At 59.6% G+C, this 25,312-nt stretch carries 22 protein-coding genes and 2 pseudogenes; 11 read left to right on the forward strand and 13 right to left on the reverse strand.

All coding sequences use genetic code 11. From position 1 onward, the window contains the following. Position 1: 1 nt before the first annotated feature. A complete protein-coding gene (locus RWJ89_RS27980) occupies positions 2-2,077 on the reverse strand; it encodes a beta-glucosidase (RefSeq protein ID WP_316031768.1) in 2,076 nt (691 codons plus the stop codon). A 325-nt stretch (positions 2,078-2,402) separates the two neighbouring features. Further along, complete coding sequence (locus tag RWJ89_RS27985) at positions 2,403-2,990, reverse strand: TetR/AcrR family transcriptional regulator (RefSeq protein ID WP_316031769.1); 588 nt, start codon at positions 2,988-2,990, stop codon at positions 2,403-2,405. Positions 2,991-3,114: 124 nt separating this feature from the next. On the opposite strand from RWJ89_RS27985, the gene RWJ89_RS27990 reads away from it, so the two are divergent. Genes RWJ89_RS27990 through RWJ89_RS28000 form a run of 3 tightly spaced genes read left to right on the forward strand, consistent with a single transcriptional unit; the run spans position 3,115 to position 7,301 of the window. Continuing rightward, positions 3,115-4,449, forward strand: coding sequence for an NtaA/DmoA family FMN-dependent monooxygenase (locus RWJ89_RS27990; protein WP_316031770.1), 1,335 nt, complete (start codon positions 3,115-3,117; stop codon positions 4,447-4,449). 50 nt (positions 4,450-4,499) lie between these two features. Beyond that, entirely contained in the window at positions 4,500-6,209 is a 1,710-nt protein-coding gene (locus RWJ89_RS27995) for an MFS transporter (protein WP_316031771.1), read from the forward strand. A 24-nt stretch (positions 6,210-6,233) separates the two neighbouring features. After that, entirely contained in the window at positions 6,234-7,301 is a 1,068-nt protein-coding gene (locus RWJ89_RS28000; RefSeq protein WP_316031772.1) for an HlyD family secretion protein, read from the forward strand. Positions 7,302-7,617: 316 nt separating this feature from the next. On the opposite strand, the gene RWJ89_RS28005 is transcribed toward RWJ89_RS28000, so the two are convergent. Continuing rightward, the gene (locus tag RWJ89_RS28005; protein ID WP_316031773.1) at positions 7,618-8,352 is read right to left on the reverse strand and encodes an NADPH-dependent F420 reductase; all 735 of its coding nucleotides are present in this window, start codon (positions 8,350-8,352) and stop codon (positions 7,618-7,620) included. Between the two features lie 278 nt (positions 8,353-8,630). Continuing rightward, positions 8,631-9,506, reverse strand: a complete 876-nt coding sequence (locus RWJ89_RS28010) for an SDR family oxidoreductase (RefSeq protein ID WP_316031774.1) — start codon at positions 9,504-9,506, stop codon at positions 8,631-8,633. A 119-nt stretch (positions 9,507-9,625) separates the two neighbouring features. Here RWJ89_RS28010 and RWJ89_RS28015 point away from each other — a divergent pair, with 119 nt between their 5' ends. From RWJ89_RS28015 to RWJ89_RS28030, 4 genes and pseudogenes are all read left to right on the forward strand, one after another. Further along, positions 9,626-10,270, forward strand: a complete 645-nt coding sequence (locus tag RWJ89_RS28015; RefSeq protein WP_316031775.1) for a TetR/AcrR family transcriptional regulator — start codon at positions 9,626-9,628, stop codon at positions 10,268-10,270. Between the two features lie 358 nt (positions 10,271-10,628). Next, positions 10,629-11,015 (forward strand): GFA family protein, encoded by a 387-nt coding sequence (locus RWJ89_RS28020; protein ID WP_316031776.1) that lies wholly within the window; start codon positions 10,629-10,631, stop codon positions 11,013-11,015. 235 nt (positions 11,016-11,250) lie between these two features. Next, a complete protein-coding gene (locus tag RWJ89_RS28025) occupies positions 11,251-12,210 on the forward strand; it encodes an SDR family NAD(P)-dependent oxidoreductase (RefSeq protein WP_316031777.1) in 960 nt (319 codons plus the stop codon). Positions 12,211-12,355: 145 nt separating this feature from the next. After that, a pseudogene (locus RWJ89_RS28030) lies at positions 12,356-12,673 on the forward strand (Lrp/AsnC family transcriptional regulator); the annotation flags it as partial. 365 nt (positions 12,674-13,038) lie between these two features. On the opposite strand, the gene RWJ89_RS28035 reads toward RWJ89_RS28030, so the two are convergent. Both RWJ89_RS28035 and ligD read right to left on the reverse strand, forming a co-directional pair. After that, positions 13,039-13,812, reverse strand: a complete 774-nt coding sequence (locus RWJ89_RS28035) for an SOS response-associated peptidase (RefSeq protein WP_316031779.1) — start codon at positions 13,810-13,812, stop codon at positions 13,039-13,041. A 63-nt stretch (positions 13,813-13,875) separates the two neighbouring features. Further along, positions 13,876-14,940 carry a non-homologous end-joining DNA ligase gene (gene ligD / locus RWJ89_RS28040; RefSeq protein WP_316031780.1) on the reverse strand — a complete coding sequence of 355 codons (1,065 nt, stop codon included), beginning with the start codon at positions 14,938-14,940 and terminating at the stop codon, positions 13,876-13,878. 281 nt (positions 14,941-15,221) lie between these two features. Between ligD and RWJ89_RS28045 the strand changes: the two genes are divergently transcribed. From RWJ89_RS28045 to RWJ89_RS28055, 3 genes are read left to right on the forward strand one after another with little or no spacing between them, the layout of a single operon-like run. Then, on the forward strand, positions 15,222-15,974 hold the full coding sequence (locus tag RWJ89_RS28045) for an ImuA family protein (protein WP_316031781.1): 753 nt from the start codon (positions 15,222-15,224) through the stop codon (positions 15,972-15,974). Then, positions 15,895-17,406 (forward strand): Y-family DNA polymerase, encoded by a 1,512-nt coding sequence (locus RWJ89_RS28050; protein WP_316031782.1) that lies wholly within the window; start codon positions 15,895-15,897, stop codon positions 17,404-17,406. Before RWJ89_RS28045 ends, RWJ89_RS28050 begins: the two co-directional genes overlap by 80 nt. Continuing rightward, the gene (locus tag RWJ89_RS28055; protein ID WP_316031783.1) at positions 17,403-20,660 is read left to right on the forward strand and encodes an error-prone DNA polymerase; all 3,258 of its coding nucleotides are present in this window, start codon (positions 17,403-17,405) and stop codon (positions 20,658-20,660) included. Before RWJ89_RS28050 ends, RWJ89_RS28055 begins: the two co-directional genes overlap by 4 nt. A gap of 101 nt (positions 20,661-20,761) precedes the next feature. Here the strand turns inward: RWJ89_RS28055 and RWJ89_RS28060 are convergent. The 7 genes and pseudogenes from RWJ89_RS28060 to RWJ89_RS28090 all read right to left on the reverse strand — a co-directional run. After that, positions 20,762-21,028, reverse strand: a pseudogene (locus RWJ89_RS28060) (GMC oxidoreductase); the annotation flags it as partial. Positions 21,029-21,045: 17 nt separating this feature from the next. Then, the gene (locus RWJ89_RS28065; RefSeq protein WP_316031784.1) at positions 21,046-21,195 is read right to left on the reverse strand and encodes a hypothetical protein; all 150 of its coding nucleotides are present in this window, start codon (positions 21,193-21,195) and stop codon (positions 21,046-21,048) included. A 211-nt stretch (positions 21,196-21,406) separates the two neighbouring features. Beyond that, a complete protein-coding gene (locus tag RWJ89_RS28070; RefSeq protein ID WP_316031785.1) occupies positions 21,407-21,556 on the reverse strand; it encodes a hypothetical protein in 150 nt (49 codons plus the stop codon). 52 nt (positions 21,557-21,608) lie between these two features. Next, positions 21,609-21,953: a hypothetical protein gene (locus tag RWJ89_RS28075; protein ID WP_017957032.1), complete on the reverse strand. Its 345-nt coding sequence runs from the start codon at positions 21,951-21,953 to the stop codon at positions 21,609-21,611. Positions 21,954-22,078: 125 nt separating this feature from the next. Beyond that, positions 22,079-22,480, reverse strand: a complete 402-nt coding sequence (locus tag RWJ89_RS28080) for a RidA family protein (RefSeq protein ID WP_128406154.1) — start codon at positions 22,478-22,480, stop codon at positions 22,079-22,081. 127 nt (positions 22,481-22,607) lie between these two features. Next, positions 22,608-23,348 carry an SDR family NAD(P)-dependent oxidoreductase gene (locus RWJ89_RS28085; RefSeq protein WP_017957030.1) on the reverse strand — a complete coding sequence of 247 codons (741 nt, stop codon included), beginning with the start codon at positions 23,346-23,348 and terminating at the stop codon, positions 22,608-22,610. A gap of 264 nt (positions 23,349-23,612) precedes the next feature. Further along, positions 23,613-24,470 (reverse strand): alpha/beta fold hydrolase, encoded by an 858-nt coding sequence (locus RWJ89_RS28090; protein ID WP_316031786.1) that lies wholly within the window; start codon positions 24,468-24,470, stop codon positions 23,613-23,615. A gap of 132 nt (positions 24,471-24,602) precedes the next feature. On the opposite strand from RWJ89_RS28090, the gene RWJ89_RS28095 reads away from it, so the two are divergent. Next, positions 24,603-25,169 carry a TetR/AcrR family transcriptional regulator gene (locus tag RWJ89_RS28095; protein WP_017957028.1) on the forward strand — a complete coding sequence of 189 codons (567 nt, stop codon included), beginning with the start codon at positions 24,603-24,605 and terminating at the stop codon, positions 25,167-25,169. The last annotated feature ends 143 nt before the right edge of the window (positions 25,170-25,312 follow it).

Below are 25,312 nucleotides of genomic sequence, written 5' to 3' on the forward strand. Positions count from 1 at the left end.
CTCACCATAGCAGCGAGGAAGTGCCTTCAGATGACGCTGCTTGGGTGGAGGCTGGCAGTTCAACGCTCACGGATTTGCCTTCGGCCGTCGCACTTTCGGAGCAATGTATGTCGATGATCCCAGCTTTCCTGACCCACATCCTTTCGGCTGCATCGAATCTGGCCAGGAGTCGTGGATCGACGTGTATTTTCACCTGACCGATTTCTCCCGGCTCCAGATCGATGCGCTTGAAACCCGCAAGACGAGGCGCAAAGCCATGAGCGCCTTCTCGGGAGACGTAAAGCTGGGGAACCGCTGCACCTGCCCGAGCGCCCATGTTGCGGACCATCACCGTTACAATCAGCGTGTCGCCCTGATAATGCGCGTGAAGATCAGAATAGGTGAAGCGGGTGTAGCTCAGTCCGTGTCCGAACGGGAAAAGGGGCGTCAGCCCCTCACGCGCGTACCACCTATATCCGACATCGGAACCTTCGACGTTGTAGTCTATGTCGAAAATCGCGCCCTTGATCGGCATGCCCGGGTTGGAGGTCGTGGTTCCGGGATCCTGTTGTTGGGGATGCGGGAGCTGCCCAATGTCGCGGGGAAAGGTAATCGGGAGGTGTCCGGACGGATTGACGCGTCCAAACAAGACTCCCGCAATTGCTTCGGCTCCGCCCGATCCGGCGTAAAACGTCGCCAGAACCGCGGGAACGGCGTCGAGCCAGGGCATGGCTACGGCGCCGCCGGATTGAAGAATGACCACGGTCCGGGGATTGGCCCCCGCCACGGCGGTAATCAGGGCATCCTGGTCGTCGGGCAGGTCCAGCCCCGGCCGATCCTCCCCTTCGGTGCGCCACTCCTCGGCAAACAGAAAGACCATATCGGCATCGGCCGCGGCCCTCACGGCCGCTGCGATATCGACGCCATCGAGGAAATCCACCGACGCCGCGCCCGCCTCGGCCCTGATCGCATGGAGGGGGGATGAGGGATGGTAGACCCTGGCCATCGGCACGCCCATGACTTCGACGCCCTCGAGCGACAGGCTACCCACAGGGGAGACGGCGGACGATCCGCCGCCTGCGAGTACGCCGACATCGGCGTGACGCCCGATCACGAGCAGTCGCCGGGCTCCTCTGGCAGCTGGCAGGATGCCATGCTCGTTCTTCAGAAGCACGATCCCGCGTTCTGCGGCACGCTGGGCGATCAGGCGATGCGCCATATAGTCGATATGACCATCCGGCGGCGCAGGCCGGTCGATCGCGCCGACGGCAAACAGGCTGCGCAACTGCCGGGCGACCATGTCATCGATGCGCGTCTGGGGAACCTGACCTGCCGCGACGGCATCCCGCAGAAGTTGGACAAAAAAGCGCTGCGGATCCAGATTGGCACCCGACTGGACGTCGAGGCCAGCAAGTGCCGCCTTAACAGTAGAATGCGTGGCGCCCCAGTCGGACATCACCCAGCCGGGATAGTGCCACTCGCCCTTGAGGACGGTCTGGATGAGATACGCGTTCTCGGAGGCCCATTCGCCGTTGACAAGGTTATAGCCCGGCATCACGGCGCCAGGAGCGCCGATCTCGATGGCGATCTGGAAGGCGAGCAGATCAGACTCGTGCAGGGCATTGAGCGAGAGCACAGAGTTGGCAAGGACACGGCCGGTTTCCTGCGGGTTGACGGCAAAATGCTTGACGGTGGAAACCACGCCCTGCGACTGAATACCCGCGACCGCGTGCCCGGCGATGATGCCGGTCAGCAGAGGATCCTCCGAGATGTACTCGAAATTGCGACCGCCCCGTGGCTCACGGATGAGGTTTGCTCCGCCTGCCAACTGAACATTGAAACCCTTCGCCGAAGCTTCCCGGCCGACGAGCGCACCGGTCTCGCGTGCCGTTTCCGGATCGAACGACGCGCCGAGCAACAGGGACGATGGAAGTGCCGTTGCATTGTCGCCCGGCCTGACATTGGCCGTGTTGCTGATCCCGAGACTGGCATCGGATTGCTGCTGAGCCGGAATGCCCAGACGGGGTATGCCCGGATAGTACGCAGCCGACCCGAGCGCGCCCTCCGGGATTTTCGTCTCGCCGGTGGGAAGCGCCATGGGTCCTGATAACCACGCAAATTTCTCGTCCTCTGTCATCGCCGAGACGACAAGAGCGGCACGCGTTTCTGGAGACAGAGTGGTATCAGACCATTCCCGGGCCGAAGAAGCATGACGAGGAACAGTCGCCGCCGGCCCTGCGACTGCTTCAGCAGGCGATGGAGAGACGAGCTGTCTCGGATCGACTTGGGATTCTTTCATCATAACCTCTTTTTTTGTAGCAGATGATCCGCGAGCCTCTTGTTCCCCGGCTGACCGTTTGAAAGCCTCTTGGCCCCTCCCGGCCGAAGGGCATTGGCCCGGTGCAGTGGCGTGGGCGACAGGCCTAGTTTTTCTGACCCGTAGCCCAACCATTTTTCAGCAACGAACGGAGAATGTCGCGGGTCCCGGTCTGCGCAGTCGTTCTGTTGCTTGCCCAGGCCACAGCAAGGGCACCCAGGAATATATCCTGTCCGGTCAGGGTTGGTTGGGCCAGGCCCTCCTCCTGTGCCGCCCTCAGGAACTTCCACGTCGTTTCGATCAGGCTTTCGCAGGTTGGCCTGAGGGCGGAGGTAGGGGCGGACCATGCGGCGCGCAAAGGTTCAGATAGACCGTCATAGGCGAGCATCCAGTCTCCCAAAGCATCGATCCAGTGTTCCAGCATCACCGCCGGGTCAACCGTCGCGGCCTCTATCGCGGCCCGCTGTTCCTCCAGTTCCTCGTGAAAGGGCACGAGCAGAGCGGCGAGCAGAGCGTCTTTGTTGGGAAAGTGCCGGTAGAGGGTTCCCGATCCGAGCCCTGTCTGGCGGGCGATCGCGTCCATGGAGACATCCACGCCCGCGGTCGAGAATGCCTGCCCCGCAACGTGGAGGATGTGCTGCCTGTTTTGCTGAGCGTCTCTGCGCGGGACACGTGCTGTCGAAAAAGAAGCCATCAGAACCATTTCCTTATTGAAAAACGGGGAGCATCCCCGTATATGACTTTAACGGGGATGCTCCCCGGTTAATAACGTCAAATTCACGATCAGCCAAGGGCGACCTTGAGGAGTAGTGCTTCAGGTGACCAGAAAAATTCTCATCGGCATGGTTTTCGGAAACGGATACGGCGCACAGGCCGGAGCCTGGAGAATGCCGGGCGTCGACCCGGAGGGCTTCACGAGCTTCGACAATCTTGTCCGCTACGCCCAGCTCGCCGAACGCGGAAAGTTCCAGTTTCTTTTCATGCCCGACTTTCCAGCTCTGAAAGCCGACATCGCCACAGAGGCGCAAAGGCTCAATCTTGAGCCGATGATGACGCTCGCAGCGGTGGCGCGCGGAACCCAGCGCATCGGAATGGTCGCAACAGGCTCGACCACGTTCAACGAGCCCTACAATCTTGCCCGCCAGTTCAAGACACTGGATATCATGAGTCATGGCCGGGCGGGATGGAACGCCGTCCCGACCAGCGATCCCGCAGTGGCCGCCAATTACGGACGTGAGCTGCCGCCGCGCATGGAAAAGTACGAGCGGCTTCACGAGTTCGTGCAGATCGTTCAGGCGCTCTGGGGCAGTTGGGGGCAGGACGCCTGGCTGCATGATCAGGCATCGGGACGTTTTGCGGACCCGACGAAGATCAGGCAGGTGAATCTGCACGGACGCCACGTCGGTTCAAAGGGTCCCCTGCCGCTGCCGCCTTCCGGGCAGGGCCAGCCCGTGGTTTTTCAGGCCGGCGGTGGCGATCATGGGCTCGAAGTGGCGGGACGATATGCAAGCGGCGTGATGGGTGCGGTCTACACCATCGAGGATGCGCGCAACCAGCGCGCGGAACTTCGGGCGGCGGCGGCACGCGCGGGCCGCGATCCGGACGAGATCAAGTTCTTCGCGGGCATCATGACGACGATTGCCCCCGACAGGCGCCAGGCGCTCGACCGGAGAATAGCAATGGCCGGGCACACGTTTGCGGAAAGGGTTGGCTATCTCGGCCAGATGCTGGGGCTCTCTCTCCATCCCGATCAGCTCCATCAACCGCTATCGCCAGAACAGCTTGCCGCGGCGCGCCCGTCATTCATGGACCCCCGTTCCGGCCACGCCTTGAAGATCGCCCGCGAGGGCTGGACCCTTTGCGAGGTCCTCGCCCACGGTGTGGTCGATTATCATCCTTCCGTCGTCGGTCCGGCCGTCGAGGTAGCCGATCACATGCAGGAATGGTTTGAGGCAGAGGCCGCGGACGGCTTCTGGTTCTGCCCTGACGTCTACGAGGACGGTCTGCCGCCGCTCGTAGACGACGTCGTTCCGATTCTCCAGGCGCGCAACCTGTTCCATAAAGACTACGAGGGATCGACGCTCCGCGAGCACTTGGGCGTGCCTGCACAATACGGGCTCGACCAACGGCTCCTTCGCGCCGCGCAATCCTGATCGCGATGAAGCCAGGAACGAAAGAAAATGTGGAGCGAAATGACCAGGCGATGACATCCGCAGCTATCCTTGATGAAGCGTCGCAGCCCGTTCGTCAGACACGGGATGAACCGGATGCCTCGGCGGTCGGGCCCGGGCGAGAGAACCCCGGCGTAACGCCCGGTGCAACCGCCATTGTTCCATCCCCGCCGTCGCCGGTGCTTCTGTCCTGCTACGTTCTTGCCGGGATCGTGATCACGTTCACCGTGGGACTCGGGCAGAACTTCCTGTCGACGAACCTGCAGCAGGTCGCCGGGCCGATGGGGCTGACACAGCAGGAGGCTACATGGCTGCTGGCGGCCTACTATTTTCCCAATGCGAGCGTCACGCTCATTCTGTTCAAGATGCGCACGCAATTTGGCCTGAGAAACTTCGCCGAGGCTGCGGTCGTTGTCCATCTGATCGTCAGCGGATCGCATTTCTGGATCGACACATATGCGAGCTCGCTGATCGTGGCATTCTTTGCCGGTGCGGCCGCCGCACCCCTGACCTCTCTCGGCTTTCTCTATATTCTGGAGAAATTTCCGCCATCGCTGAAAATGAATGCGGGTCTGTGCGCCGCGCTGACGGCATCCGCCCTGGCAACGCCATTGACCGGCATCGTTTCTCCCGCGCTGCTCGATCTCAGGGACTACCGCGGCTTCAATCTGGCCGAAGTGGGTCTCTCCCTGCTATCGCTCGCATTGATCTACCTGCTGCCCCTGGCATCCCCGCCACGCGCCAAGATCATCAGCGCCCTCGACCTGATCAGCTACGTCTTCCTCGCAATCGCCATGGGGAGCTTCGCCGTCGTTCTCACGGTCGGCAAATCCTACTGGTGGACCGCCGCCGACTGGATCGGATGGCTGACCGTCGCCGGTATTCTGTCGGGCGCCGTCTTCGCAGCAATCGAACTCAACCGCTCGAACCATCTGGTCGATATCCGCTGGCTGACGTCACGCGAGATCCTGCACTTTGCTGGCGTTCTCATCGTCTTTCGCATGGCATTTTCCGAGCAGATCAGCGGCGCAGTCGCCTTTTTGCGGAGTGTCGGCGTAGCAACCGATCAAATGACGGGCCTCTACTGGGTGATGTTTTTCGGTGGGTTGGCCGCCGGAGTGCTCGCGGCTTTCCTGGTCAAAGCGAACCGCCACACGATGATCCACGTCACATCGCTTCTGATGATCGCGACCGCCAGCTACATCGATAGCCAGGCCACAATCCTTACGCGGCCCGAGCAGATGTATGTCAGCCAGTTCCTCATGAGCGCAGCCAGCGGCTTGTTTCTGCCCTCCGCGCTCGCGGTGGGCTTTGGCGGCGCCATCAAGCGCGGTTTTCCGTACATACTATCCTTTATCGTGGTCTTCCTTGCCACGCAGAAAATCGGCGGCTTTCTGGGAAGTGCGGTCTATGGCACGTTCGTTCAGTGGAGGGAGCAGTTTCACTCCGCGCGGCTGGTCGAGAGGCTGTCCTCCGTCGATCCGCAGGTCGCAGCCCGCCTGAAGCAACTCGCAGGCACCTACGGCAGGGTTCTGACCGATCCCGCCGAGCAGGCAGCACAGGGCGCGGGTCTTCTTGCCCGTCAGGTGCAGCAGCAGGCCTACACGCTCGCCTACAACGACTCGTTCCTTCTCACGTCCTGCCTCGCCGTTCTTGCTCTGGCCGCTCTGCTCGTTCACGTCGTGTGGCGAGACCTGACGTTTGTCCGACCGGCGGACGGACCGTCCCCCGTCAACCCGTGATCTCCCGAGAAAACCGAAGAAGATATGTCAAAGCCTTTCAGATCCGCCGCCACCATCCTAGCGTTGACCGCAGGCCTCACCGGGGCCGCAACGGTCCTTTACGTCTGGAACCTGCCGCCCTTCCGGAACTCCGTCCAGATGACGAACGACGCCTATGTGCGCGGGCAGGTCACCCTGCTGAGCCCGCAACTTGCAGGCTATCTGGTCGATGTCCCCGTTCGCGACTACCAGCGCGTCCGGCGCGGCGACTTGATAGCGAGGATAGACGACCGGATATTCGTGCAGAAACTGGAACAGGCGAAGGCCGCGCTCGAAGCGGCGCAAGCCGAACTCTCCAATTCCGAACAGAGCCAGAAGTCCGCCGAAGCGAAAATCCTTTCTGCAAAAGCTTCGGTGGAAAGTGCCGAAGCAGCGCGCGAGGCGGCCCGTGCCGGTGCCGCGCGAAGTGAGAACCTGCTGAAAAGCAATATCACGCCGCAGAGCGAGGCGGAAAAAAGCCGCGCCGCGTTCGACCAGGCCAAGGCTGCCGTCCATCAGGCGGAAGCGGCAGAGCTCGTTGCAGAGCAGGACCTCAACAGCATCGTCGTGGGCCGAAGGTCGCTTCAGGCCAGTGTCGAGAGCGCCAGGGCAGCCGTCCGGCTGGCGGAAATCGACGTTTCCCACACACGGATCACCGCGCCCAAGGACGGGACGCTCGGAGAGATCACCGGCCGGGTCGGACAGTCCGTGTCGGCCGGCACGCAGATCGGATCCATCGTCGAGGACGAGGTCTGGGTCGTCGCCAACTTCAAGGAAACGCAGTTCGCCGGCCTACAGGCAGGCCACGAGGTCACGTTCACGGTCGATGCGCTCGAAAACAAGCCGTTCAAAGGTCGCATCGAGCGTTTCGCGCCAGCCACGGGCTCGGAGTTCTCTGTCATCAAGGCCGACAATGCCACGGGCAACTTCACCAAGGTCGCCCAGCGCATCCCCGTACGGATCTTCATCGACCGAAACCAGGATGAGGTGGAAAGGCTTGTTCCCGGCATGTCCGTTGTAGCGCAGGTTGATGTTGCGCAGACGGCACCTGACCCGGCGATTCCTAAAAGATAACAGTCTAGGCGGCTGCAATTCCGGCATGGGCATAGGTTATCTTGTTACGGTGCTGCTTGATGTACGCAACAAGTTGCTGAAACGTTGTGTCAGGGAAGTCTCTATTTCCTGGGCAGCGGCTTTATCTCAGCGGATCATGAGAAGTCATCGAACTGCGCAGGGCGCGCTCCAGCAAACTCCTGGCATTAGCATTTCCCACCTTACCAAGTTCAGCCTCTCACTGAGTAACGATGACTAAGTGGAAGCGGAAAACATTTCCGCTTGCCGATTTCTGTGGTGCTGACCGTAATCGGGTTCAAAACCCTACGGCTTATCTTCAGCTCGATATTTTGCGATTGCTGGCGACCATCGCCTCACGTTCGAACGGCACGCTTCCATCCATGATCGCCTGCATGACGAGTTCAAGGTTGCGAGGAGAGCGTGTCTTGTCAGCTGACGAAAGCGCTTTTGTCACGCCGGCTGCATCGAGTTCCGTGCAATAGGCAGGGCTTCCCGGCTGGAAACGCCAGGAATCCGATAGCGGGCCAGCATCCACGGCGTCGAAGCCGGTTTCATCGACAAGTCCCGATACCACGGATTTTGCAGCGGCATCATCTCCAGCGATGGGTATGGCCAGTCTGGAAGCGGAGCCACTCTCCGATCCGCCGTCGGAGAGAGTTGAAGACAGGAGCGCGTTCCAGGCTTTCACAAGAGGCTTTCCGATCTGCTCGCTGCTCCAGACGGTTTCCGGCTTTCCTTCATCGACCTCTGCAATCCTGCCGTCCCGCATCGGATAGTAGTTGGACGTGTCTACGACGATAACGCCCGCCGGAACTTCGGCAAGCACCGGCGCAAGTTCCGGATTTCGGGCAAACGGTACGGAAAGGATGACGACCTCGACATCCTTGACCGCTTCGTCTCGCGCGACGGCAGCGATTGTGGTGCCGTCGACGATGTCCTTGAGGGTCTCCGGTCCCTTCGAGTTGGCCAGCTTCACGTCGTGGCCAGCCTTCACCAATATCCGGGCCAGATTTGCCCCGATATTTCCTGCTCCGATGATTCCGATTTTCATGATTTTTCCTTTTCCTGTCCATTCGCGGATCTGCAAAATTTTGAAGGGTTTCCCGGAGCGCGACGACAGCCACATCGTCCATGCGGCACGCGCCGTCGATCTTGGCAGTAACGCTCCAAACCTCGCTCCTGATGGCACTGCTTGCGGGTGCAAGTTCGATTAGAACCCGACGCTCCTCTTCAGGATCGCGCGTCCTCGAGATCTTGCCAGCGCTTTGCATACGCTTCAGCAGCGGGGTATGTGCCGCTAAAGGCTTTTTGTTGGTTCCTCTAGAACGGTCAAAGCATCTCCGACATGCCGAACGAGGTGAGCATATTATTTTGAATTGGGCGGACCGCCTCGTTCAATTGATGGATACCGAAGTCCAGGCCTTCAGGCATAACGACGGTCCGCAACGGGCGTCGCTCTGTCGCTTCGATCAACTCTGCGATGGAAACGGCAACGCGCTGGGGACGGGGTGGATTGGCATCGTCTCCGTCGTTAGCGTGCGCCTTGATTTGGCCTGGGATTGCCGCGATTTCACCGTAGGATGCAAGAACAGCATGGTCCGATGGCTCGGGGCTCGACGAGATGAGGTTGCTCGGGAATGGCCCGGGCTCGACGATGACGGAGTCAATACCAAAGCCCTTCAGCTCGTAACGATATGCCTCGGCAAGTGCCTCCAGCGCGAACTTGCTTGCTGAGTAGGTTCCGAAAAAGGGGAACACCACCCGGCCCATCAGGGATGTGACGTGGACAAGGAGCCCGCTGCCAGCAGCCCGCATATGAGGAAGAACGGCCCGGTCCGCACGTACGGCGCCAAAGAAATTGACCGCAAACAGCCGTTCGATGTCAGCAACCGTGTAGGCTTCCGTGATCCCGACAGGCATCAATCCGGCATTGTTGACGAGGACATCGATCTTTCCGTGCTCTCTCACGACCTTATCGATCGTTGAATTGACGGAAACCTCGTCGGCAACATCCATCTCCAGAACGTGCAGTACATGTCCTTCAGTTGTCGCAGCGTCAATGAGATCCTTGCGCACCCGAGCGTTTCGCCCCTCGACGTCTCGCATGGTCGCAACCACCGTATGCCCCCGTCTCGCCAACTCGAGCACCGTAAGGTTCCCGAAGCCGCTGCTCGCACCCGTCACAACCACAACTTTTCCGCTCATCGCAAAACTCTCTTTTTTGAAAAATGACGTCCCTTCAATATACAGACCTGTATGTACTTGCAATAGGGAAAAATACAGAATAGTCTGTCCACCCTGAGATTATGAATAGGAGATGACGAATGCAGAAGGGCAGCATGCCTGAAATCGTGGAGTTGGAGCGCCAGTCGCTCGAGGGCCTTCCCCCAAGAGAGCGGATATTGAAGACTGCCTCAGATCTGTTTTATCGGCTCAGCGTTCACTCAGTCGGGATAGATCGCATCATTGCAGAGAGCGACGTGGCGAAGATGACTTTTTACAAGCACTTCCCGTCAAAGGCCTCCCTGATCGCGACGTATCTCCGTGATAAAAAAACCATTGGTTTTGAGATGTTTGCAGCGGCGGCGGAAAAGCCTGGCCTGTCAGCCATAGAGCGCGTGCTTACAATCTTCGATGCAATTGATGAACCTCTCCGTGCGCCTACATTCCGTGGTTGTTCGTTTTCAAGAGGGCTGGCAGAATTTGGGCCTGAGGCAAACACACCAGAAGTACAGGCGACCATTGCTGAGTATTACAAGGAGCTTCATGGTTTAGTAGCGTCGCTCATCGAGCCACTGGGTTTGAAGAACCCTGAGCGAGCCGTCATCCAAGTCCTATCGCTGGTTCAGGGATCTTTCGTCATAGCTCAATCCATTCCGAGCGAGGGAATTGTCGAAGCCAACCGCGATGCCGCTAGGTTGTTGCTGGAGAACGAAATGGCTGTGGCGTCGACATCGGAAAGAGACTGAGACAGTCATGCCGGACATCCTGAAAACTGGACAATGGCTGCGTGCCACGCTTTCCCATGCCATCCACCTAATGTATATGCAGTCCAATGTATAGACAGACAGGTATGTCCAGTCTCGATATTCAACAGTGGCGGGAGACGCATGAGCAACAAGGTGGCGGTCGCGGCCGGCGCGACCGGGAAGCTCACGAAGCTGGAACTTGCCCCGCCTCGACATATTGTCGTCGCGACGATGCGCGACGTCGGCAGACATAACGGGCAAGTCCGCGACGAACTCATCGCGCCCCCCCAATCGCAACGCAATGAACTTCCGTCCCGCCAAATATGCGCACAACGTTACGTCGGCCACAGGAGCTACTATGTATAAAGGCAGCTGCCTCTGCAGCACGGTGAAATACGAAGTTCGCGGCGAGCTTGGTAAAGCAATCTATTGCCACTGTTCACGTTGTCGCAAAGCGACCGCAACCGCGTTTGCGACCAATGCATCCGTCGTGGCCAGCGACTTCGTGATCATCGAGGGCGAGGCTGCGCTGAAGGCATTCGATTCCTCGCCAGGTGTTCATCGCTTCTTCTGTTCCAACTGCGGTTCGGCGATCATAAGTCGCCGCGACGAGATGCCAGATGTCGTCCGCTTACGGCTGGGGACGCTCGATACGCCGCTGCCGACGTCGCCGACAGCACATTATTTCGTCGCCTCGAAAGCCGAGTGGTACGAGATACACGACGAGTTGCCACAGTTCGCGTAGCGCCAGCACGATGCTGGCAGGCGGGAGCGCACTAAAAACATTGGTGATCCCGCACATTGCACAACAAGCCCCGACGTGTCGGCTGGCTGTACGCCGCCGCCGCATTGTGAGTTTTCCGACACCCATCCGCACCCGCGCAAGCGCGCCAACGGTCCCGTAACTTGATCAGCGGGTCTTGCCAGCACCACTGACTATATGTGCAAAGCACAAGGAGATTATTTGATGACAAACGTGTTTGGATCGAAAATCCACCACCGAAGACGTGCTTTCCGGGATCAACCTCAGTGACAAATGCGTGCTCGTCACCGGCGTATCCGCAGGCCTCGGCGTCGAAACTGCGCGGGCGCTGGTAGCCCACGGAGCAAATGTCGTAGGCGCTGCCCGCGATCTGGCCAAGGCCGAAAGCGCAACGGCGACTGTCCTTGCCGAGGCTGCCAATGGCGGTAGCCTCGATCTGATCCAGCTCGATCTGGCATCGCTGGCAAGCGTTCGCGCCTGCGCGGATGCGCTGCTCAAGGATGGTCGTCCCTTCGATGTCGTCATTGCCAATGCCGGTGTCATGGCGGCGCCCTTCGGTCATACGGCCGATGGGTTCGAGACGCAGTTCGGCACCAACCATCTCGGCCATTTCACCTTCGTCAATCGCATCGCGTCCCTGATTGCACCCGGCGGGCGGCTGGTGAACCTGGCATCGTCCGGCCACCGCTACGCCGATGTCGATCTTGAAGATCCAAATTTTGAACACACGGCTTACGATCCCTGGATTGCTTACGGGCGCTCCAAGACTGCCAATATTCTGTTCGCTGTCGAATTCGACCGACGGCACAAGGCGCGCGGGGTTCGCGCAACGGCGGTACATCCAGGCGGTATCCGCACAGAGCTCACCCGTCACCTGGGTGACGGAGCGTTTGAGGCGATGATCGACAAGGTCAACGAAGAACTCGCAGCCCAAGGTAAGTCCCCTTTCGAGTTGAAGTCCATCCCGCAGGGTGCCGCCACCTCGTTATGGGCTGGTTTTGTTGCCGCTGCTGACGAGGTCGGTGGTTTCTATTGCCACAATTGCCACGTCGCGACCGTAACGGAGAAACCCGCAAGCCGCATCAGCGAGGATGTCTGCGCCTATGCGCTCGATGCCGAGCGGGCCAAGGCCCTCTGGATCAAGAGCGAAGAAATGATCGGGGAGCGCTTCGAATAACAGTATTAAAGAACGGCCGTGATCCGGCCCCGGTGCTCACCCGCCATAACGATCGTGTCGGCCATTTCCATGCAAAGAACGTTCGCCTTGTCGTGATGCAGCGGGTGCGCGACGATGCGATGAGCTTCATGGACGGCGTTCGGGCCGCCGGCTTGAGGCCGGCGGCGTCATCCGGGACTTCACCGTCGATGTGGACACGCGCGCCATCGGCTACCAGATCAGGGCGATGGTGCGCATCCGGCCGCTTCCGGGCAAACTCCACCTCGTCGAACGGCTCATTCAGGAGCGTCCGGAATTTGTCGAATGCGACAAGATCACCGGCGATGATCCATTCCTTGCTCGTTTGGTAGTCCATACGATCGAGCAGATGGACGACGTCCTCGAAGTGCTCTCAGAACACGCTGTCACCAGCACGGCCGTCATCAAGGGAACGTCCGTCAAACGACGCTTGCCACCCCTGTAGCAAAAATCAGGATTTCTGCGAAAGCCGGGCGGACGTCATTCCGCCCGGCTTCGGGGATCTGCCTTAGATGACCTGGGCTACATCGATACGATTAGCACAAGATCGATATTGCATTGCAGCAAGTGCATGGCTGCACTGCGATCTGAGCGCTGGCCGTCGAGGCAGCTTCTGATATCTTCAGGTCAACGACGTCCTCCCGCAGAGCTTCGTGTTTCAGGCGACCCATTCCTCCTCCCAAGGGGAGCCTGACGGAACAGCGGCACTCCTCCTCCCAGCCGTTGTTCAAATTTTTGAAAAGCCTGCCGCACCTCCTCCCGCGGCAGGCTTTTTCGTTTTCCGATATATTCGAGCCCCGAATTCAGGCGTCAAAGCAGACTGCCCTGTTCGACCAGCTCTCCGGATTTCGACACGATCGTGGACCCGTACGGTTCACGTGAGGAGATGATCAGCGCATCATTCGGTACCGGACGGGCGAGCTCCTTGGCCTCATCCCACCGCGCCCGCATCCAGATGTCGGTCTCTTCCTTCGTCAGCAACAGGACCGGCATCGCCTTTCCATGGATCGGCTTCACCAGGTCGTTCGGATCCGTGGTCAGAAACCCATAGAGATCGTCAGTCGTCAGGCCGTCCCTGACCTTTCGGACACTTCGCCATTGCGGCACATGGATGCCGGCAAAGAACATCAGCGGCTTACTTTCGTCGCGGGCAAACCAGGCATTGGGCACGTTTCCGCCATCCTCCTGGCTGGCCGGATCCGGTTCCGCGAAACTGGTGACCGGAACGAGGCACCTATTTTCGACGCCAAACCATCGTTTCCAGTGCGGAAAACTAAGCTTGCGCACGTTGGTCGTGCCGCGGTCCGCCTCCATGCGGATCAGCTCTTCGAGATCGAAAGCCTTGCCCTTTGCCGCAAGTTTGTCGGCTTTTGCTTTGGCCGCCTTCTCGAGCGCGAAGCGCGGCGAGAGCAGTCCCCAGCGCGCATGGACCAGTTGCTTCTTGCCGTCGGCGGTGTTGCGGACGATCGGCCCCATCTGATCTGGGTTCATCTGGTAGGCGGGCATCAGGTTGATCAGGCTTTCGGCGTCCTGGGCCCATTTGGCGACCCAGTCCTTGTCTTCCATGCGATAAAGATTGCACATTGCAGGCCATCTACTCCGCTTGAGCTCGAATGGCGGACAATCTAGCGCATGGCGCTGATTTCGCTAGTCGAGCCGGAAGACGTCGGCATTGTCCTGGCGTTCTCGCAAGCCCTTGTAGGAGGGATGACGGAGTTTCCCATCCGACGTCCACGCGCGAAACTCGATCTCGGCGATCAGGGTAGGCTGGACCCAGGCGATATCGGCGCTTCCGGAATAGGACAGGGGCGGCTGCTTTCGCTTCCATCGCAGCATGTCCAGCATCTTCCGCAACCTTATGATCTCGGCTTGCCTGAAGCCCGTGCCGACGCTTCCGACGTGGACGAGATCACCATCGCAATACGCAGCAAGCACCAACGAGCCGAAGCCGGCAGGCGACGCCGCCGACCTCTCATAACCGACAATGAAGAAGGCCTCGCTCTGGATGCATTTGACCTTTACCCAATCTCCGGTCCGACCCGAGCGATAGGGCCGGTCGAGGTGCTTGCCGACGATGCCTTCCAAGCCGAGGCGGCAGATATGCTCCAGCAGGACAGCTGGTTCGCCATCAAGTGTTTCCGATAGCCTGATGGCGCCGACCTGGCCATTCCTTGGGCCGTCTAACGTGTCCTCGAGCAGGTGTCGGCGGGACCGGTATTCGATACCGCGCAGGTCGTGCCCGTCCAGATAAACAAGATCGAAAGCATAAAGGATGGCGTTAGAGGCGCGGTTGCCCGCTTGTTTGCCGGATGCGCCCAGCGATTGCTGCAGCAGCCCAAAATCCGGCCGACCCTCTTCGTCGAGCACGACCGCCTCGCCGTCGATGATCATCGTCGCCGGCCCGAGCGCGCGGGCGGCCTGCTCTATCGCCGGAAACCGATGCGTCCAGTCATGGCCGCCGCGGGTGAGGATCCGGATCCCTTGCGGCTCGATATGGACGGCAAGGCGATAGCCATCCCATTTCAGCTCCCAGCTCCACTCGCTTCCCTTTGGGGGACGGGACTTCAATTGCGCCAGCACAGGCTCGACGCGCTCAGGCATGGGATCGAAAGGGAGCTGTGGCTGGGCTGGATTTCGCTTGCCTCGCGGCCGGGAACGGATCGGGGCCTCGGTGTCACGAAGGAGAGGTTTTGATCTCGGAGGCTTCGGCATCCCGACAGTTCAGCAGAAAAATCTTAAAGACACTGTGACGATACCGACTTGTCCCCGCAATTCACACAAAGGGATTAGCGCTCACAAAGGCTCGGAAAAAAATACGCAGCCGCTATTGGGCTGATTCCCATGGGTATTCTGCTGATTTCTAATGTTCAGGATAATATTCCCATTCCTCCGGTTGCTTGACTCTTTAATTGCGTCGGAACAGAAAGAGAACATCTGCATTCTGTCTGACATGATGTCGGCCGCCAACACGACCTTGAAGGGAGCCGTGAACGATGACTGCTGCCCGTCAAAGGGTGATTTCCGATCTGCGCGAGCGCATTGCCTCGCTGGAGGGCGTGTCAGCCAGAAAGGCTGGCTGTCTCTCCTTCGGCGTGCCGGAAATCGATGCTGTCCTGCCGGGAGGTGGTCTGGCCTATGGCGCGCTGCACGAATTTGCCGGCGGCGGGTCGGGCACGGTGGATGGTGCGGCGGCGGCGCTCTGTGCCGCTGGCATCGCGGCCCGCACCAAAGGCCCGATCGTCTGGTGCCTGACGCGACCGGACCTGTTTTTTCCGGCACTCGCCCAGGTCGGCCTCCATCCCGACCGGGTGATCTTTGTCGAATCCGACCGGGAGGAAGACGTCCTGGCAAACATGGAGGAAGGGCTGTCCTTTGGTGGGCTCGGCGCAGTCGTTGGTGAACTCGTTCGCCTGCCGATGGTCAGCTCGCGCCGGCTGCAGCTGGCGGCCGAACGGACCGGGACAATGGCGCTCGCGGTCCGACGCTGGCGGCGACAGACGGAGGCGAATGATTTCGGGCAGCCGACGGCGTCGACCACGAGGTGGCGGGTGAGCGTCATGCCGTCGGAGGAATTGCCAGTGCCGGGTGTCGGAAGGGCCCAATGGTTGCTGGAATTGATGCGCGTGAAAGCGGGTGAATGTGCTGAGTTTCTCGTGAGGGCGTGCGATGACAAGGGTCGTCTCGATCTATCTTCCAGATCTGCCGACGGATCGCATTCGTCGCGCCGATCCCTCTATTCCGCCTGAACAGGCGATCGCCGTGATCGCCAGGAGCGGCTCGAAGCGCTGGGTGTCGGCCGCCGACGCAGCCGCCAGGAAAGCCGGGGTGCATGTCGGTATGCCGGCGGCGAAAGCACAGGCGCTGTTTCGCGGCCTGATGCTGATCGATGCGGATCCTGCAAAGGATGCCGCAGCACTCGAACGCATTACCCTTTGGGCGCTGACGCTCTATTCCCCGATCGTCGCAGTCGATGGGATCGACGGGATCGTCATGGACACCGAGGGTGCCGATCACCTGCAGGGCGGCGAGCTCGCCATGGTGACCAAGATCGCCAATCAGTTCCTGGCAAAAAAACTCACTCCCCGTGTCGCGATCGCCGATACCTGGGGTGCAGCCCACGCCTGTGCGCGTGCCATCAGCCGCGAAACGGTCATCGTGCCTTCAGGTGAGACTGTTCGCGCCGTCGAAAGACTGCCGATATCGTTGCTGCGCCTTCCCGGGAAAGTCGTCAGCGATCTGCGCACGCTTGGCTTCCAGACGATCGGCGAATTGGCCAATACGCCGCGTGCGCCGCTGACGCTGCGCTTCGGGCCGGAAATCGGCCGGCGGCTCGACCAGACATTCGGCCGATTGTCGGAGCCGATCGATCCGATACGCACCGCCGAGCTCGTCGAAGTGAGCCGCGCCTTTGCCGAACCGATCGGTGCTGCCGAGACCATAAACAAGTATGTCGGTCGTCTGGTCGTACAACTGATCGAGGAATTACAGAAACGCGGCCTTGGCGTTCGCCGGGCGGATCTGATCGTCGAGAAGGTCGACGGGACGCGGCAGGCAATCCGCGCCGGCACGGTCAAACCGGTGCGCGATGTCGCCTGGCTGACGAAGCTGTTTCGCGACCGGACGGAGAAGATCGAGCCCGGCTTCGGGATCGAGAAGCTCATCCTGGTTGCGGTCATAGTCGAGCCGCTGGAGGAGCGCCAGAAATCCTCCTCGCTGGTCGAGGAGGAAGTGAAGGACGTGACACCGTTGATCGATATCTACGGCAACCGCGGCCAGCGTGTGTATCGGGTGGCACCGGTTGCCTCCGACGTGCCCGAACGCAGCATCCAGCGGATCAGTCCTGCTGCCGACCCGGTCGAGGTCACCTGGGTCAGCCATTGGCGCCGGCCTGTCCGGCTGCTGGCCCGTCCCGAGCTGATCGAGGCGATCGCCTTGCTGCCGGACCGGCCGCCGGTCTCGATCACCTGGCGCGGCAAGCGCCGGAAGGTCAAGCGCGCCGACGGCCCGGAACGGATTTTTGGCGAGTGGTGGCAGCGCGACGCCGAGATGGAGGCGGTGCGGGACTATTTCGTCATCGAAGACGAGGCTGGCGAGCGTCTTTGGGTGTTTCGCTCCGGTGATGGCATCGATCCTGAAACCGGAAGCCACCGCTGGTTCTGCCATGGGATCTTCGCATGAGCTATGCCGAGCTGCAGGTCACGACCCATTTTTCCTTCCTGCGCGGTGCGAGCTCGGCGCAGGAACTGTTCGAGACCGCCAAGGCTCTCGGCATCGAAGCCCTCGGCGTTGTCGACCGCAATTCGCTTGCCGGTATTGTAAGGGCACTCGAAGCATCGCGCGCCACCGGTTTACGCCTCGTTGTCGGTTGCCGGCTCGATCTCGCCGACGGCATGTCGGTGCTGGTCTACCCGACCGACCGGGCTGCCTATTCCCGGCTGACCCGCCTCATCACGCTCGGCAAGTCGCGCGGCGGCAAGAACAACTGTATCCTGCACTGGGACGACGTCGTCGCATACAATGACGGCATGATCGGCATTCTTGTGCCGGACCTGCCGGATGACACCTGCGCGATCCAGCTGCGCAAAATGGCCGAGCTGTTTGGTAATCGGGCCTATGTGTCGCTCTGCCTGCGGCGCCGGCAGAACGACCAGCTGCGGCTGCATGAGATTTCCAATCTCGCTGCGCGGTTCAAGGTGCGGACGGTCGTCACCAATGATGTCCTCTTCCATGAGCCAGGCCGCCGCCAGTTGCAGGACATCGTTACCTGCATTCGTACCCGCACGACAATCGACGAAGTCGGTTTCGAGCGCGAGCGCCACGCTGATCGCTATCTGAAGCCGCCGGAAGAAATGGAGCGATTGTTTCCTCGATACCCGCAAGCCCTGGCGCGAACCCTGGAGATCGTCCATCGCTGCACTTTCTCGCTCGAGGAACTCACCTACCAATATCCGGAGGAGGCAATCGTACCGGGCAAGGATGCCCAGGCATCGCTGGAGCACTATGTCTGGCAATGCGTCCCCGATCGCTATCCCGAAGGTCTGCCGCCCGATGTGTTGAAGGTCGTGCGCCACGAGCTCGATCTCATCCGCACCATGAAATACGCGCCCTATTTTCTGACCGTCTTCTCGATCGTACGCTATGCGCGGTCTGAAGGCATTCTTTGCCAGGGGAGGGGTTCTGCCGCCAACAGCGCCGTCTGCTACATTCTCGGCATTACCAGTATCGATCCCTCGACAAACGACCTTCTGTTCGAACGCTTCGTCAGCCAGGAGCGCGACGAGCCGCCGGATATCGACGTCGATTTCGAGCACGAGCGGCGCGAGGAAGTGATCCAGTGGATATATCAGACCTATACACGGGAAAAGGCAGCGCTCTGCGCCACCGTGACCCGCTACCGGGCGCGCGGCGCGATCCGCGATGTCGGCAAGGCGCTTGGGCTGCCGGAAGACGTGATCAAGGCGCTGTCGTCGGGCATGTGGGCCTGGTCGGAGGAGGTCTGCGATCGCAATGTCCGCGAGCTCAATCTCAATCCAGACGACCGGCGTCTTGTGCTCACCTTGAAGCTCGCGCAGCAATTGATGGGCGCGCCACGGCATCTCGGCCAGCATCCGGGCGGGTTCGTCCTCACCCATGATCGGCTCGACGATCTCGTGCCGATCGAACCGGCGACGATGAAGGACCGCCAGATCATCGAGTGGGACAAGGACGACGTCGAAGCCCTAAAATTCATGAAGGTGGACATCCTGGCCCTTGGGATGCTGACCTGCATGGCCAAGGCCTTCGATCTGATCCGCGAGCACAAGGGTCGCGATCTCGACCTGTCTGACATCGAGCAGGAGGATCCTGCGACCTATGCGATGATCCGCAAGGCCGATACGCTCGGCACCTTCCAGATCGAAAGCCGCGCGCAGATGGCGATGCTGCCGCGGCTGAAACCTCGAACCTTCTACGACCTTGTGGTGCAGGTCGCCATTGTCCGGCCCGGTCCGATCCAGGGCGACATGGTGCATCCCTATCTGCGCCGGCGCGAAGGCAAGGAGGCGGTCGAGTATCCGACGCCTGAACTGGAAGCGGTGCTCGGCAAGACGCTCGGCGTGCCGCTGTTTCAAGAGTCGGCGATGCGGGTGGCGATGGTCTGCGCCGGCTTTACCGGCGGCGAGGCCGACCAGCTGCGCAAGTCGATGGCGACTTTCAAGTTCACCGGCGGCGTCTCGCGCTTCAAGGACAAGCTCGTATCGGGAATGGTGAGGAACGGCTACACGCCGGAATTCGCGGAAAAGACCTTCTCCCAGCTCGAAGGCTTTGGCTCCTATGGTTTCCCGGAGAGCCATGCGGCTTCGTTCGCGCTGCTCGCCTATGCGTCGAGCTACATCAAACGCCATTATCCGGAAGCCTTCTGCGCGGCGCTGATTAATTCGCAGCCCATGGGTTTTTACGCGCCGGCGCAGATCGTCGGAGACGCGAGAGCCCACGGCGTCGAGGTCCGGCCAGTCTGCATCAATCGGTCTCGATGGGACTGCACGCTGGAGCGGATCGGCAATACTGGCCGCCATGCCGTCCGGCTCGGTTTCCGGCAGGTGAAGGGATTGGCGGTCGCTGACGCGGCGCGCGTCGTCGCGGCACGCATGGACAATGCCTTTGCCTCGGTTGATGATATGTGGCGTCGATCCGGCGTGCCATCGGAAGCGCTCGTCCAGCTTGCCAAGGCCGATGCCTTTCTGCCCTCGCTGCAGCTTGAGCGACGCGACGCGCTTTGGGCAATCAAGGCGCTGCGCGATGAACCCCTGCCGCTGTTTGCCGCCGCGGCCGAACGGGAGATGGCTGTGATCGCAGAGCAGCAGGAGCCGGAGGTGGCACTTCGGCAGATGACGGACGGGCATAAGGTCATCGAGGACTACAGCCATACCGGACTGACATTGCGGCAGCATCCGATCGCCTTCCTGCGCAAGGATCTGACGGTGCGCAATATCATCACTTGCGCCGAGGCGATGAATTCGAGGGACGGGCGATGGGTCTATACCGCAGGTCTTGTCCTGGTGCGGCAGAAGCCGGGATCGGCCAAGGGGGTCATGTTCATCACCATCGAGGACGAGACCGGACCGGCCAACCTCGTCGTCTGGCCGACGCTGTTTGAAAAACGCCGGCGGGTCGTTCTCGGGTCTTCGATGATGGCGATCAATGGCCGGATTCAGCGGGAAGGGGAGGTCGTGCATCTCGTTGCGCAGCAGCTGTTCGATCTGTCAGGCGACCTGACCAGCCTTGCCGATCGGGATGAGGAGTTCAAGCTGCCGGCCGGCCGTGGCGATGAGTTTGCCAGAGGCGGAGGGCCTGATCCGCGGGACAACCTGAAGCCGGTTATAGCCGCGCGCGACATGTTCGTGCCTGATCTTCATATCGATACGTTGAAGGTGAAGAGCAGGAATTTTCACTAAGAAATCCAGCTGGATTTCTGTCCCAAATAAGGCCGTCGGCGGTTCGATTCCACTCAAGACCTGGTGTAATCGGGCAGTTGCTCATCTGCGTTAGAGCCTTTTTAAGAGGAATACTCTTCTCCATCAACGAGATGACGGCAGGCGCAAAGGGTCAGGGCCATGACGGTGAGGGTGGTGCCGGCAACTCCACTGCCGGGGAAGGCGCTGGCGTCGGTGACGATGAGGTTAGGCGCGTCCCAAACTTGTTGTAGCGATTGAGCACTGATGGATATCTCCGGAGTCTCTCCCATCCGCGCGCCGCCCGTCTTGTGGATGGCAGCGCCCATGCACATGGTCTTTCGGAACCATGTCCGAAACATGAAGCGGGTGGAGCCTGGGTCAGCTCTCAGTGCAATTCACCAATGAGGTCGCCTCCCTCAATGGAAATAGCCTCGACGGCAATGAGCACATCGCCCGGCCCGCAGGCAGGATCCGGCATATAGACAGATTCAAGAACGGCCGGAACACCAGGGTTGCCATAGACTGCAGCCTTCATCTGTTCTTCCTTTTCCGTAACTGCACGGGCTAACTGTCATTCACCGATGAACCCAACTTGCAGCGCTCAGCCCAATCTGCTGAATTCCACTGATAAGGGATTGCCCAGCGATTGCGGGGCCGGATCGCGGTCGTCCCGCCCGTGCTACCGGGCGCCATTTGCATTGCTAGAAGGCAAGACGCCTGTAAACGCTTCAGTCCTTCGATAGTTGCTATAGCGGCTGAGCTTCCCGCTTGAAGAAATAATGAAAGACGAAATGCGCTGGTGAAACGACCGCAACTAATGCCCACCCGGCGTCACCAAGTTCGTTCATCTGCTGGTTATCGAGTGTCTTGTCGACTGTCAGGTATTCCCATTTCATGATGGTCCTCGTTTATTGCTGTGACCGATTGCCTGGGACAGGAAAGTGCTTTTCAGGGCACCGCGGTCTGTGCTGTATGGCTCTTCCAATAGGTGTCAATGATGTTGCGACAGTTCCGAATGACATGTTCGCCAACCTCCGGGTTTCCTCCCCGCAGCGTATCCGGATTGCCTCCGCAAAGGCGCACGAATGTTGCCTGCTGAACCGCGAACATGAAGTAGCCTTCACTGGTCGGTTCAAATTCCAAACCAGCGTCTTGCACGTTCCTCGTGACTTCGGCTGTCGCATCGGAGATGGCGCGCGACACCTTCTCAAGCATCGTCTGTTCGGCCGCTTGCTGGATGGCTAGGAAGGAGCGCTCCTGCGGTGTGGGAATGGGGCAACTGTCGGTGTTCATTACATTCTCCTTGGGAGGCTGAGATTCTGATCGCATTAAGGCGGTCACAGGCTTTGGCCATGGGTCGGTCGTTGCTAAACGCGACTAGCCTTTGCATCGTAATGCAGCCGTGGTAGGCGCCAGAGTCATTCCAGGATGGCAGTGACTCGGATCTCAATTCGCATGGCGGGGAGCCCAAGGGCTTCCACACCGGTCTGCGTCCAGATCGGAGCTCGATCGGGCATGTACTCACGGAAAAGACCGGCAATCGTTTCGTTCACGATCGGTGGAAAGCCTCCGACGTGATAAGAGTTGACATGGACGACATCCTTCCAGTCCGCGCCAGCCGTGGCCAAGGTTCGCCGGACATTCTCAAATGCTCTCTCGATCTCGGTCACGATTGACTCCGGAATTTCGAGTTCATCGTTCCATCCGCCCTGGCCGGAGATCTCGATGCGATCACCAATCTTGAGCGCTTGTGAAAAGTGCAAAAGCTCATGGAATTTCTGCCCGTATCCGGCCGTGACGAAAAGTTCAGGCTTTGCCATTGAGGTCTCCTATTGTGAGGAAGGTATAAGCATGGAGATGGCGCCCACCGAAATGGTGTGTTGCCGGTTAGTCCGGGCGATCGAAAAGGTGGGCACCATCGCTCCATCAGAATCTTGCACGAGCAAGTCAGGCGATTGCACCGCCGTCTGCGGTGAGAATAGCGCCCGTGATGACACTCGCGGCCGGGCTTGCGAGAAATACCACAGCGTTGGCAATCTCCCGCGGTTCGCCGTAGCGTCCCAAGGAGGTCAAGCTTTTCTGCAAGTCTGCAGCCGGGCCGTCCGCCGGGTTGCTTTCAGTATCGGTTGCTCCGGGTTGCACGAGATTGACGGTGATACCACTTGGACCAAGTTCACGCGAAAGACCGCGTGTGAAGGATGTGAGTGCTGCCTTGGACATTGCATAGGGTGTTATGCCGGGAAACGGTACCCGCTCGCCCAGAGCCGAGCCGATTGTGACGATGCGGCCGCCTTTGCCGAGATGCGGGATGACGGCTTTCGCGAACAGGACCGGAGCTCGTACATTGACATCCATCAAGGTCTGATACGCTGAGACATCCAGGTCGACGATCATGCCGTTGTGGCCAATCGCGGCGCTGTTCACAAGGATGTCCAGCCCCCCCAAAGCGGAGACGGCCTCGCTTACTGAGCTAGCAATTGCCTCGGGGTCGGCGCTGTCCGCTTGGATTGCAGCCACGCGACGCCCCATCTTTTCGATCGCTTCGGTTACCTTCGAGGCTTTTTCGGCGGAGCGTTGGTAGGTGAACGCGACATCCGCGCCGTTTTCTGCCAGCGCCAATGCGATCGCAGCACCAATGCCTCGCGACCCGCCAGTTACCAGTGCGCGTTTGCCTTCAAGATTGATCATGTATCTGTTCCTTTCCACCAGGATAAGTTGATGTGTTTCAAGTTATTTGCGAAGGACACCGTCGGATCCAACCGAACAAGCGAACACTATTTCGCGGGGATTGCTGGCATCCTGTAGGTGCCAGACGTGCAAAACTCCGTTGCTTGAACAGGAACACTTGGAATAGGTCGTAAAACCCGTACCTGTCCTCCCCGTGAAGCTTCGCGATTGTCCGCTTTTCAGTGGCCACTTGAGCCAAGCCCGACGACGTCTGTCGTATCGAGCTTAGACATGTCTGATCAGGAAGCTCCGGATGAACTGAGCGATCTCATCCGCATGTGTTTCCAAGGCAAAATGGCCGGTATCGAGCAGATGGACCTCCGCGGTGGGCAGGTCACGCTTATAGGCCTCAGCACCCGCGGGTACGAATGCTGGGTCATGTCTGCCCCAGACCGCCAGGAACGGTGGCTGGTGATCCCGAAAATACGCCTGAAACTCCCGATACCGGTCAATGTTTGTTCTGTAGTCGAGGATTAGATCCAGTTGAATGTCTTCAGCACCCGGCCGCGACATGAACGCGATATCAAGTTGATAACCATCGGGTGAAAGACGCTCCTTTGATGTCCCGGTGCGGTATTGCCAGTTCTCGATCACCCCAGGAGACAGAGATGCCCGACATGCCTCTCTGTTTTGAGCGGAGGGGTCACGCCAATATGCCTCCCACGCAGTCCATGCATCACTGAACCCTTCGATGTAGGCGTTGCCATTCTGGCTGATGATGGCGGAGATTCGGTCCGGATTGGCCGTCGCCATCCTGAACCCGATCGGTGCACCGTAGTCGAAAACGTAAAGTGCATAGCGGCTGAGGCCGAGTGCCTCTGTGAAGCCCGTCATGACAGCGGCGAGTTTATCGAATGTGTAAGGGAATTCTCCACGTTCAGGTGAACTCGTTCGACCGAACCCGGGAAGGTCTGGTGCGATGACGCGGTATTGATCTGCCAACAGCGGGATCAGATCACGGAACATATGGCTGGATGACGGAAAACCGTGGAGCAGAAGAAGGACTGGTGCTTCCTTTGAACCGGCCTCTCTGTAGAAAACCTCGACGTCTTGTACCTTTTGCGTTTTGTAGCTTACGGCCATTTTAGAACTCCTTCTCAAAGGATTCGACAAACCAACAGTCGCGAATGAAGGTAAAATACGACCGAACGGTCGGTTGTCAACCCCTTAGATTTCCTGTATCAAATGCGGAGAACCCTGGCTCGGAGAAGACGTATGAAAGTCATGAGAGAAACGATCGTATCGACTGCGAGGGAGTTGTTTCGATCAAAAGGTTATGCAGGCGCGTCGATGAATGACCTCGCGGATGCCGTGGGCCTGAAGAAATCATCGCTGTACGTCCGCTTCCCCAATAAGGAAGCTCTCGTTCCGGCGGTACTTGATCTCACTTTGCAAGAGACATTCGGTCAAAGAGACTCAGCCTCCGGGCAATGGGATGATGAATTCGTCGAGGTCATCGAATTTATCGCGACCACTCTCACTGATCGCGGCAGATGCGTAGGTCTGCATCTAGCCTACGGCACAAGTGACGAGACCCCGATTGCGAAGCATGCCGTTCGAGCATTTTTTCAAGCGCATCGCGATCATCTGTCGAGCATCCTGTCCCGCGCCATGCCTGTCGATGTAGCTCGCGACATTGCGACTGACACGTTAGCCCGTTTGGAAGGTGCCACGGCTTTTGTTGCGATATTCGGCGAGAAGGATGCCATGAAACGAGCGGTTCGCCTTTCCATCGAAGAAGCTAAAAATGCAGCCGCTGCGAAGTCACTGTCTAGCCGATAACGCCTAGGCCGTGCCGGTTAGGCGCCATCGCTCCTGCGAGAGGTGAGCAAGCGCATGCAGGATCAGGATTGTTTTTTCGGCGTTGTTTTGCCGAAAACTGACCGAAGTTTCGTTCAGTTCGCCTGGCGATTACTTGCTGCCCG

Source organism: Rhizobium sp. 10PS4 (assembly GCF_032464805.1).
Taxonomy (GTDB): domain Bacteria; phylum Pseudomonadota; class Alphaproteobacteria; order Rhizobiales; family Rhizobiaceae; genus Rhizobium; species Rhizobium laguerreae.

Bases quoted from the DNA above. Each gene is read 5' to 3' on its own strand.
- RWJ89_RS27980 (WP_316031768.1), bottom strand. From the start codon at position 2,077: ATGGCGCTTCCCACCGGCGAGACGAAAATCCCGGAGGGCGCGCTCGGG.
- RWJ89_RS27985 (WP_316031769.1), bottom strand. From the start codon at position 2,990: ATGGCTTCTTTTTCGACAGCACGTGTCCCGCGCAGAGACGCTCAGCAA.
- RWJ89_RS27995 (WP_316031771.1), top strand. From the start codon at position 4,500: ATGACATCCGCAGCTATCCTTGATGAAGCGTCGCAGCCCGTTCGTCAG.
- RWJ89_RS28000 (WP_316031772.1), top strand. From the start codon at position 6,234: ATGTCAAAGCCTTTCAGATCCGCCGCCACCATCCTAGCGTTGACCGCA.
- RWJ89_RS28005 (WP_316031773.1), bottom strand. From the start codon at position 8,352: ATGAAAATCGGAATCATCGGAGCAGGAAATATCGGGGCAAATCTGGCC.
- RWJ89_RS28010 (WP_316031774.1), bottom strand. From the start codon at position 9,506: ATGAGCGGAAAAGTTGTGGTTGTGACGGGTGCGAGCAGCGGCTTCGGG.
- RWJ89_RS28015 (WP_316031775.1), top strand. From the start codon at position 9,626: ATGCAGAAGGGCAGCATGCCTGAAATCGTGGAGTTGGAGCGCCAGTCG.
- RWJ89_RS28020 (WP_316031776.1), top strand. From the start codon at position 10,629: ATGTATAAAGGCAGCTGCCTCTGCAGCACGGTGAAATACGAAGTTCGC.
- RWJ89_RS28035 (WP_316031779.1), bottom strand. From the start codon at position 13,812: ATGTGCAATCTTTATCGCATGGAAGACAAGGACTGGGTCGCCAAATGG.
- ligD (WP_316031780.1), bottom strand. From the start codon at position 14,940: ATGCCGAAGCCTCCGAGATCAAAACCTCTCCTTCGTGACACCGAGGCC.
- RWJ89_RS28045 (WP_316031781.1), top strand. From the start codon at position 15,222: ATGACTGCTGCCCGTCAAAGGGTGATTTCCGATCTGCGCGAGCGCATT.
- RWJ89_RS28050 (WP_316031782.1), top strand. From the start codon at position 15,895: ATGACAAGGGTCGTCTCGATCTATCTTCCAGATCTGCCGACGGATCGC.
- RWJ89_RS28055 (WP_316031783.1), top strand. From the start codon at position 17,403: ATGAGCTATGCCGAGCTGCAGGTCACGACCCATTTTTCCTTCCTGCGC.
- RWJ89_RS28065 (WP_316031784.1), bottom strand. From the start codon at position 21,195: ATGAAGGCTGCAGTCTATGGCAACCCTGGTGTTCCGGCCGTTCTTGAA.
- RWJ89_RS28070 (WP_316031785.1), bottom strand. From the start codon at position 21,556: ATGAAATGGGAATACCTGACAGTCGACAAGACACTCGATAACCAGCAG.
- RWJ89_RS28075 (WP_017957032.1), bottom strand. From the start codon at position 21,953: ATGAACACCGACAGTTGCCCCATTCCCACACCGCAGGAGCGCTCCTTC.
- RWJ89_RS28080 (WP_128406154.1), bottom strand. From the start codon at position 22,480: ATGGCAAAGCCTGAACTTTTCGTCACGGCCGGATACGGGCAGAAATTC.
- RWJ89_RS28085 (WP_017957030.1), bottom strand. From the start codon at position 23,348: ATGATCAATCTTGAAGGCAAACGCGCACTGGTAACTGGCGGGTCGCGA.
- RWJ89_RS28090 (WP_316031786.1), bottom strand. From the start codon at position 24,470: ATGGCCGTAAGCTACAAAACGCAAAAGGTACAAGACGTCGAGGTTTTC.
- RWJ89_RS28095 (WP_017957028.1), top strand. From the start codon at position 24,603: ATGAAAGTCATGAGAGAAACGATCGTATCGACTGCGAGGGAGTTGTTT.